The organism is Dietzia sp. HMSC21D01 (assembly GCF_001815995.1).
GTDB lineage: Bacteria > Actinomycetota > Actinomycetes > Mycobacteriales > Mycobacteriaceae > Dietzia > Dietzia cinnamea.
Genome location: NZ_KV823936.1, coordinates 1 through 937, shown reverse-complemented (window position 1 = coordinate 937; position 937 = coordinate 1). Strand labels below are relative to the sequence as shown.

Below are 937 nucleotides of genomic sequence, written 5' to 3'. Positions count from 1 at the left end.
GTCCTCACCCACGCTCAGATGCGAAGAGCCGCTATTACAAATGGCGTGGAAAGTCCCGCTCAGCGCGAGACCTCCGGGACGACGAACTGACCACGCTGATCGAGTGCCTCTACAAGCGTCTCAACGGCCGCCCCGGCGTTCGTCGTATGCGCGCGGAGCTCGCCGCCGGCGGTCACCGGGTCTCTCACAAGCGGGTGTGGCGGCTGATGAAAGCAGCAGGCTTGGAGGGTCGCCACCCGAAAGCGTGGAAGCGAACCACCGTCGCTGGCGACGACCCTGTCGCCGCCCCCGACCTCATCGGTCGCGACTTCACCGCGGCAGAGATGAACACCAAGTGGTGCGGCGATATCACTTACGTGCGGACCTGGAACGGCTGGGCGTACTTGGCCACTGTGATCGATCTGCACTCCCGGATGGTCGTCGGATGGGCCGTGGCCGACCACATGCGTACCGAGTTGGTCACCGACGCACTGGAAATGGCCATCGCTCGACGGCGACCGCCCGGCAAAGTCGTATTCCACAGCGACCGCGGAACCCAATACACGTCCACTGAATTCGACAAGTATTGTACGAAGAACAATATTCGGCGATCACTGGGACGCACCGGCATTTGTTTCGATAATGCGGTCGCAGAATCGTTTTTTGCGAGCTACAAGAAGGAGCTCATCCACACGCGTCCATGGCCCACACTCAAAGCGCTCACAAAGAGCACATTCACTTGGATCGAGGAGTATTACAACCGAGCGCGGCGACATTCAACACTCGGCTACTTGACACCAGCCGAGTTCGAACTAGGATTCAGAGACATCTACGAACTCGCGGCCTAATTCAGGTGGCCACTTTGTCGGGAACACTCCACGTTCAGTCCGAGGGAGCTGCTCCGCCGGGTCGACGCGCTGCTCGGCCGCTAGTGTCGCGTTTCTGAAGTTGGTTTAGG

General features: G+C 60.0%; 1 protein-coding gene. It reads left to right on the top strand.

The window, feature by feature from the left end; genetic code table 11:
- Positions 1-827 (top strand): IS3 family transposase (locus HMPREF3086_RS18060; RefSeq protein WP_141764053.1); only part of this gene is annotated, 827 nt, incomplete at its 5' end.
- Between the last annotated feature and the right edge of the window lie 110 nt (positions 828-937).